This is a genomic window from Phocaeicola coprophilus DSM 18228 = JCM 13818 (assembly GCF_000157915.1).
GTDB classification, from domain to species: domain Bacteria; phylum Bacteroidota; class Bacteroidia; order Bacteroidales; family Bacteroidaceae; genus Phocaeicola; species Phocaeicola coprophilus.
Window position 1 is genome coordinate 5140 of record NZ_EQ973628.1, and the last position, 7264, is coordinate 12403.

Consider the following 7264-nt stretch of genomic DNA (forward strand, 5'->3'; position numbering starts at 1 on the left):
ACCTAAATCTTTAAGGTTTATTGCCAAGGCTTCTGACAGAGTCATTACATGCTTCTCAAAAGTTCCATCCGTTCCAATGCCTCTACCAACGACATATTCTTCGTAGCTTTCTCTAACCACATAGATTTCGTCTTCGTTCTCGTACTCTGACACAATCAGGTCATTTAGCACAAGTTACTTCATACTCTTGTTTGTACTTCATGTTCTTAAAGAAACTCTCTTCATTTAAAGAAGTGCAGTTATTCTCCATATTTTCAAAAAGAAGAATATCTTCGTTTGCAAGTATATTTTTGTTCATAACATTCGCCGTTTTGTTGATACTATGTGTTTTAATGGTGAAGTAAGGAATAAGATTACACCTCAATCTTTACTCTACTCTCATCTAATCAGCTCGTTGAGCTTGTCCTCTCTGACAATTTTAGGCTGAGCCTTACCTGCCAGAATCAGGACTTTCTTGCCGTTGCGGTAGATATGGAGTTGGCGACTGCGTACCACTGCACTGATTTCTTCATCCTCCTGTATGGCTTTCCATATCGGATAATAGGCACCTTCCGGCTGGAATAGCTTTTTTTAAAGGTGGGAACACATATTGGTAGTATCAATGGGCATCATGGTTGTCATTCTATTTCGTTTCAATGGTAGGTTGTTTCTTTCCGTAACTTTCGCTGGGTTCGGCGGCTGCTTCCAATACAGGTTCGCTCATCGGATAAATCTTATCCAACTTCTTCTCGACAGACTTCTTCTCCGTGGGTTTTGCCAATTCCGGATTCAGGCGCTCCTTCAGTTTCGTATTCCGTTTCAGCACCGACATGTTGCGGATGGCAAAAGAGAGCGCCTTTTTGGTACCGATGAGTACGCAAATCTTTTTGGCACGGGTGATGCCCGTGTAAATCAGGTTCCGCTGCAGCATCACATAGTGGGTCATGAGCACCGGCATCACCACGATGGGATATTCCGAGCCTTGCGACTTGTGGATGGTTGTGGCATAGGCCAAGGTCAGCTCATCCAGTTCCGAGGCTTCGTATTCCACCAGGCGGTCTTCAAAGTTCACCAGCAGCGTGCGTTCCTCCATGTCCACCGATTCCACATAGCCGAGATCCCCGTTGAACACATCCTTGTCGTAATTGTTGCGCAGCTGCATCACCCGGTCGCCCTGTCGGAACGAATAGCCGCCTCGGTTCAAGGCAATTTGGGAAGGGTTCAGTGCATTTTGCAGGGCCATGTTCAGGTTGGCAGCACCTACCACACCCCGTTGCATGGGCGTCAGCACCTGGATGTTGCTCACTTTTTGGCTGTAAGCTTTCGGCAGTCTATTCTTCACTAGATTGACGATGTCATCCGCCACTTTTTCCGGCTCCTCCTGCTGGATGAAAAAGAAATCCGTCTGTTGGCCGTTGCTTGTATCGGGGAAACGTCCCTGGTTGATGGCATGGGCGCTCATCACGATGCGGCTGGTCTGCGCCTGGCGGAAAATGCGGGTCAGCCGGATCACCGGAATCCGTTCACTCTCAATGATATCGCGCAATACATTGCCGGCACCCACGCTGGGCAGCTGGTCGATGTCGCCCACGAACACCACCCGCATGGAAGAGGGGATGGCCTTCATGAGGTTGTTCATCAGGATGATGTCAATCATCGAACATTCGTCCACGATGAGTGCGTCCCCCTCCAAGGGGTTCTCATCGTTCCGCTTGTAGCCGTCCTTCGGATTGAACTCCAGCAGCCGGTGAATGGTCTTGGCCTCCATCCCAGTGGCTTCGCTCATGCGCTTGGCTGCCCGCCCCGTAGGAGCTGCCAGCAGGATGCGCAGTCCCATGTGCTTCAAGGCAGCAATGATACCCTGCGTGGTAGTGGTCTTACCCGTACCCGGTCCGCCCGTCAGTACCATCACCTTCGAGCGGATGGCTTCCTCAATGGCTTGCAGCTGCACCTCGTCATACTCAACGCCTGTTTCCTTCGACAAAGCCTGCACGTCTATTTCTTTAGCAAAGATGTCCTGTTCCGATTCACGGAGCAATGCCAGCAAGCGGTTCGTGGTGCCCACTTCGGCGAAGTAGAACGGTGGCAGATAGATGGCTTCATCCTCCAGTTTCAGGTCTTCTGTCTGCACCATATGATTCAACGCCTCCCGGATGGGTGCTTCGTCCGCTTCCAGCAATTCCAAAGCAGCTTTTACCAACTGTTCTTCTTCAGCATAGACATGCCCTTCGTTGGCCAGTTGATTCAAGGTATAGATGATACCACTCTTACAACGGCGCAGGTCGTTCTTCTCGTAGCCCATCTTCGCAGCAATGCCGTCCGCCGTCTTGAAGCCGATACCCCAGATGTCGTCAGCTAGTCGGTAAGGGTTCTCCTTCACCTTGTCAATGCTTTCCTTGCCGTACTGACGGTAAATCTTGGCCGCATAGGCCGTACTCACCCCATACCCCTGCAGGAAAAGCATCACATTCTTGATGTCCTTCTGCTTCTCCCAACTCTCGCGAATCTTCTCCACCCGCTTCTTGCCGATACCCGGCACCTCGTAGAGCCGTTCGATGTCGGTTTCAATCACATCGATGGTTTCCAGACCGAACTGCCGAACGATGAGCTGGGCAAACTTCGGACCGATGCCCTTCACCAGTCCGCTACCCAGGTACTTCTCGATGCCGTAGGCGGTAGCCGGCATCACCTCCTCCCACGACTGGCAAACAAACTGGCTGCCGTAGCGCTTGTCCACCTTCCAGTCGCCCTCACACAACAGCACACTGCCGGCGGGCACCTCCAGCAAGTTGCCCACCAGCGTCACCAGGTCGTCATATCCTTTGACCTTGACCCTCATCACCGAATACCCGTTCTCGGGATTCTGGTACGTGATTCGTTCTACTACGCAGCGAAGTTTGAGCATTTGCAAATAATATCTTTTTATGTTCTATCTCCTTATATTTTCAATCAAGTTGTAAAAATTCTCTGAAATTACATCTTCTCCTAAGCCGATACTTTTCAATGTGTTGCTTATTGAGCATACTTTGTTAAATGGAGCATCTGTTTCTGTGAGAATCTTGTTGTGAGGTATTCTTCCTATTATTTTTCTTCCGCTATCAGTCTTTGTCATTTTTTCATTGATAGAAAAATAGTAGCCACACTCAATAATTTGTGGTATAAGTGTTAGAGGACCTGAGTACCAGTGAAAAATCACGTTTTTAATTCCATGACTAATCAACATTTCTAACAAAACTTTTTCAGCGCGTCTTGAATGTACGCTGATTATTTTGTTCTTACCTCTTAACTGCTTGAGAATTGAATCCAAAACAAAAATTTGATCATTCTTAGTAGCTTCTCCTTCGTTACTGAAGTCTAAACCTATTTCTCCAATATAGCTGGTTTTATCTATGTACTGACTGAATAATCGAATCTCATCCTTTTTTTCACTAGCGTATAGTGGATGAAAGCCTAATGCTAAACGTGAATGTTTGTAGTGTCTAACATGATTGAATCCTAATGAAAAATGGCTCGGTAAGTTTGTCATACCTATCGAAATATTGTGCATGACCTCTTGCTCTTTAAGATAGAGTTCGGGGTTGGGCATCATATCAAAATGGCAGTGAGTATCTATTAACATATTCCAGCTTTTAATAGTGTATCAATCGATGCTTTTTTCTTAAGCCATTCAAGGACCTGAACATACGAGTGCAAGGCTAGTGATGTGTATTCATCTAACTCACGCTTATCCGTTATGCCATTAAAGAAAAGTTCTTGCCGAATTGTATGTTCGTTCATTCTGTTCTTTAGAAAATATAAAAGAGCATTAAAGTCCCTATTCCTCTTTTGGTTTCTATTATTTGGATTAAATTTTATACCATGAAATACGTCAGTGCCAAGTAGTGCTTCATTATCACGATTTATTGCATCCAATGAAACTCTTCTATAAAGACATGGGAGGCACATTCCGCAATGTTTAATTTTAGCATCGTGGATTTCAGTGCCACTTTTATCCCAGAAAATGTTGTGACCTCGTTTTGCGCAAGAACATGATAAGTCTACAAGAGAATTTAGAATTTCCTTTTTTGTCTTATCTTGGCTGCACTCTAATACCATATCCCTTTTTGACTTTAGGCGGTATGGGTTGCATATAGGGTTTGCTATACCTATAGCTAGCAAGGCTTCTTGTATTCGTTTAACAAAGGTAGGATGCGTTGTTCTTGTACTGCATGAGCTTCTTCTTCCGCTATCAAGTGGTATATTTATTGATATAGTTCCATTTTCTGGTACTATTAATTTACATTGTGGTGATATTTTATTGGCAATATATATTCCGGCAGAAAAGAATAGTAAAGAGCGAGAGCGAAATGTACTTTCCGTAGGAGTTCCCTTAATATTCCAAGAGCGTGGCTTAATCCCTGCATTAAGCAAAACCTGATCGTATTTATTGGCAAATATGTTATTTTCTCTGCAATAGCCCAATATACTGTTTTGATCGCTATGTTCTTTACCTAATTCCATATGTGAAACAAGGAGTATCTTTTTATTAAGAGAGAGTGTGTTTGCTTCGTCTATAAACCCGATTAGGGAATCTAGGCCACCTGAAAACAATGCTACTTTCTCAAAAGATGAAGTGTTATACTCCTTTACCTTTTTAGTTGGATTAAAGGAGTATAAATCTGCTTGGACAAAATGAATATCCCAACTGTCCCCAGTAAGGAAACTAATAGCACGATTGAAAGATTCTCGACCTTTATTCATTTCATTCAGATTGATAGCTGGAACATTCAATAATACTAAATTTCGTTTCCATCCATCATCTGAATTAGACATACGATGTACAGCTCTATCCACATTATATACAATCATAGATAAAACTAATAAATCAAAGGCTACAGATGATGTATCTCGTGAGAATTCCCATAGTTGTTTGGGATTGAACTTAGTGTCAACACTTCTGACTCTTCCATCATTCCCTTGGAAGGAAATAGTGAAGAAACCAAATACTTCTTGTGTTCCTGAAGGAGTATAATTGATGTTTATTCTTGTTTCCATATATCCAAAATTTCTGAAGTTAAAGAATCTAGATAATTTTTCCCTACTGGACTATTGAAGTTTATTTGTGTCAATTCTTTATTTAACTTCTCATCCAATTCATTATGAAGCCAGCGTCTCATATCTTTTTTTATCTCATCAGGATGTTTCCCTTTGTTAAAGATATGGCTTTGGAATAATTCTGCTGAATATTCCAATATGTATTCAATCTCAAAAGTTATAATCCATTCATGAAGATCATCATTGCTTGCATTTGTAAGTTTATCTTCTATACTTTGTTCGTCTTTGCAGTCTGAAGTGATGTCATTCAGCACTTTTTCCATGGCATAAGTTGCTGCTGCATCATCCATTGAAGAGTCATTTTCTCCAATGATTTCATGCAAAAGGATTTCCTTAAAATCTTGTGGCGTTTTTGGTTTCTGTGCATCAGGAAGTCTATCAATTCCCAGACTTGCAGTAAGTCCGTACTGTTTGGTGTTGGTAATAACATTTACCAATCCTCGGATTGCATGTCCACCAGCACGCCCAAACGAATAGCCTCTTTTGCCGCCATGACCACCACTTCCACCGCCTCTATACAAACCGCTACCCAGCGCAGCTCCTAAATTTCCAAAGAATTTTGCATTTGAACTAGACTGATTGTTTGTGTTATTTGCGATGTTAGTCATGGCTCGTTTTGCAGCGGACCAATTAGGGGAGGATTTCAAGTTATGTGATTGTGATGTACCCATATTTATTACTCTTAACCTTTACGTTCTATAGCTTTCTCTAAATTAGCGCTTTTTGGAATATTTGCTACGAATGTATAAAATTCATCGTTGATTTTTTTCATTCGAGCAAAGAATGAATTGGCATCTGTACCGATTTCTTCTGTTTTTACATTACTGACTAAGAGCTTTAATCTATCGATATTATCTCCTATCAATAAATTTGATTCATCACAATGTAATATTCTCCAACAATTTTCTGATTTTGGATCCTTTTTAAGGCTGTTGTTTATTAAATGAACAATCATGTCTTTTTCTGACTCTTCGCAGTTTTGAATCATCTTTGGCAATTCCTTTTTCATTGCATTATTGGTTTGCAGTGTACATAAGTTTTTGAATATTAGCATAATCTTATTTGTTACTAACGAAGCTATCGGCGTTTCATTTTTCAACGCATCTCGTGCCACCCAAAAGTAGTTTTGTAGATTGATGTCTTTTAATGATGGGTCAGAACTAAGCCATTTTTTTAAATAGTCAGACGACCAGTTATCTTTCCATTGTGGGTTTTGAATTCCATTTTCTAAAGTCGCTTCTTCCTCAACATTTTCCAGCGGCAAAACGCCATCATTGGCTTTTTGTATTTTATAGAGTTCCTCAAAACGAGAATTGTATAATGTATTATACTCTAGGACCATAAGTTTGGTTAACACTTCGGGACGTATATCGCTGAAGCCTGCTACTTCTGCTAACTCTTGGCGTACATATAAGGTATTTAGAAAACGTTTTAACTGCCGTGGATTACCGTTTAAAAATTGTTTTACAAGAGGTACGACGGGTAAACGATATTCTACTTCCTTAAAATCAACGCCATTACTCTTTGCCTTTATATTTGCTATATTATATCCTGAATGCTTATCACTCTTTCTGAAATTTAAATATTCCTGATGGATTTGATTGAATAGGGTTTCATTTAAATGGTTTTTACACAATAGTAGTGTGATATATGTTTCTTGCTCGTTGTCCGATAATCGTGGCAATTTGTATGGAAGTTGAATCAGCTTCTCCAGATAGTCAGAAAAAGGACTGGATATATCTTCCTTTTTCATTTGAATAGGATAATGCTGACTAATGGCATATTCAATAATACGTTCATCAGCTCCGATTACAAATGCCGTCTTTTTTACATTAACAAACAGTTTTACCGCTTCCAAACATCCAATAATTTTTTTCGGGTCACATCTGTCCAGGTCATCTACATAGACAATAACCGCCTTATAACCCATATTGTCAATCAATTCTTCAAAAAGCTCTCTGAATGTAGCGATAAATTTTGAAGTATTACCTTTACTTATATCTTCAAGTAGATTATTGTATTTATCCTTTTCTGCTATTATATCAATATCTTCTTTTGATGGTAACCATTTCTTTAGCCATTCTGGGGTGAGATTATCATAGGTCTTTTTCAATACAAAAACACCTGCTTTCAGAAAATTGATTCTAGCAAAAAAGTCATCTGCCTTCTCGAAAAAACTCGTCGCTTTTCT

The 7264-nt window shown here is 41.3% G+C and carries 6 protein-coding genes and 1 pseudogene; all 7 read right to left on the reverse strand.

What is annotated here, in order from left to right; all coding sequences use genetic code 11:
• Window positions 1-160: 160 nt before the first annotated feature.
• On the reverse strand, window positions 161-298 hold the full coding sequence (locus BACCOPRO_RS17720) for a hypothetical protein (protein WP_008139684.1): 138 nt from the start codon (window positions 296-298) through the stop codon (window positions 161-163).
• Between the two features lie 80 nt (window positions 299-378).
• Window positions 379-609: pseudogene (locus tag BACCOPRO_RS17315) on the reverse strand (hypothetical protein).
• 13 nt (window positions 610-622) lie between these two features.
• Window positions 623-2884, reverse strand: a complete 2262-nt coding sequence (gene recD2, locus BACCOPRO_RS00015) for an SF1B family DNA helicase RecD2 (protein ID WP_008139685.1) — start codon at window positions 2882-2884, stop codon at window positions 623-625.
• Window positions 2885-2908: 24 nt separating this feature from the next.
• Complete coding sequence (locus BACCOPRO_RS00020) at window positions 2909-3598, reverse strand: TatD family hydrolase (protein WP_008139687.1); 690 nt, start codon at window positions 3596-3598, stop codon at window positions 2909-2911.
• Entirely contained in the window at window positions 3592-5013 is a 1422-nt protein-coding gene (gene qatC, locus BACCOPRO_RS00025; RefSeq protein WP_008139688.1) for a Qat anti-phage system QueC-like protein QatC, read from the reverse strand. The genes BACCOPRO_RS00020 and qatC overlap by 7 nt, the downstream gene beginning before the upstream one ends.
• Window positions 4998-5681 carry a hypothetical protein gene (locus BACCOPRO_RS00030; protein WP_008139689.1) on the reverse strand — a complete coding sequence of 228 codons (684 nt, stop codon included), beginning with the start codon at window positions 5679-5681 and terminating at the stop codon, window positions 4998-5000. The genes qatC and BACCOPRO_RS00030 overlap by 16 nt, the downstream gene beginning before the upstream one ends.
• Window positions 5682-5755: 74 nt before the next feature.
• Window positions 5756-7264 (reverse strand): KAP family P-loop NTPase fold protein (locus BACCOPRO_RS00035; RefSeq protein ID WP_008139690.1); only part of this gene is annotated, 1509 nt, incomplete at its 5' end.

What these genes read in the sequence shown, in the direction of transcription:
- BACCOPRO_RS00020 (WP_008139687.1), bottom strand. Translation starts at nt 3,598, where the DNA reads ATGTTAATAGATACTCACTGCCATTTTGATATGATGCCCAACCCCGAA.
- recD2 (WP_008139685.1), bottom strand. Translation starts at nt 2,884, where the DNA reads ATGCTCAAACTTCGCTGCGTAGTAGAACGAATCACGTACCAGAATCCC.
- qatC (WP_008139688.1), bottom strand. Translation starts at nt 5,013, where the DNA reads ATGGAAACAAGAATAAACATCAATTATACTCCTTCAGGAACACAAGAA.
- BACCOPRO_RS17720 (WP_008139684.1), bottom strand. Translation starts at nt 298, where the DNA reads ATGAACAAAAATATACTTGCAAACGAAGATATTCTTCTTTTTGAAAAT.
- BACCOPRO_RS00030 (WP_008139689.1), bottom strand. Translation starts at nt 5,681, where the DNA reads ATGACTAACATCGCAAATAACACAAACAATCAGTCTAGTTCAAATGCA.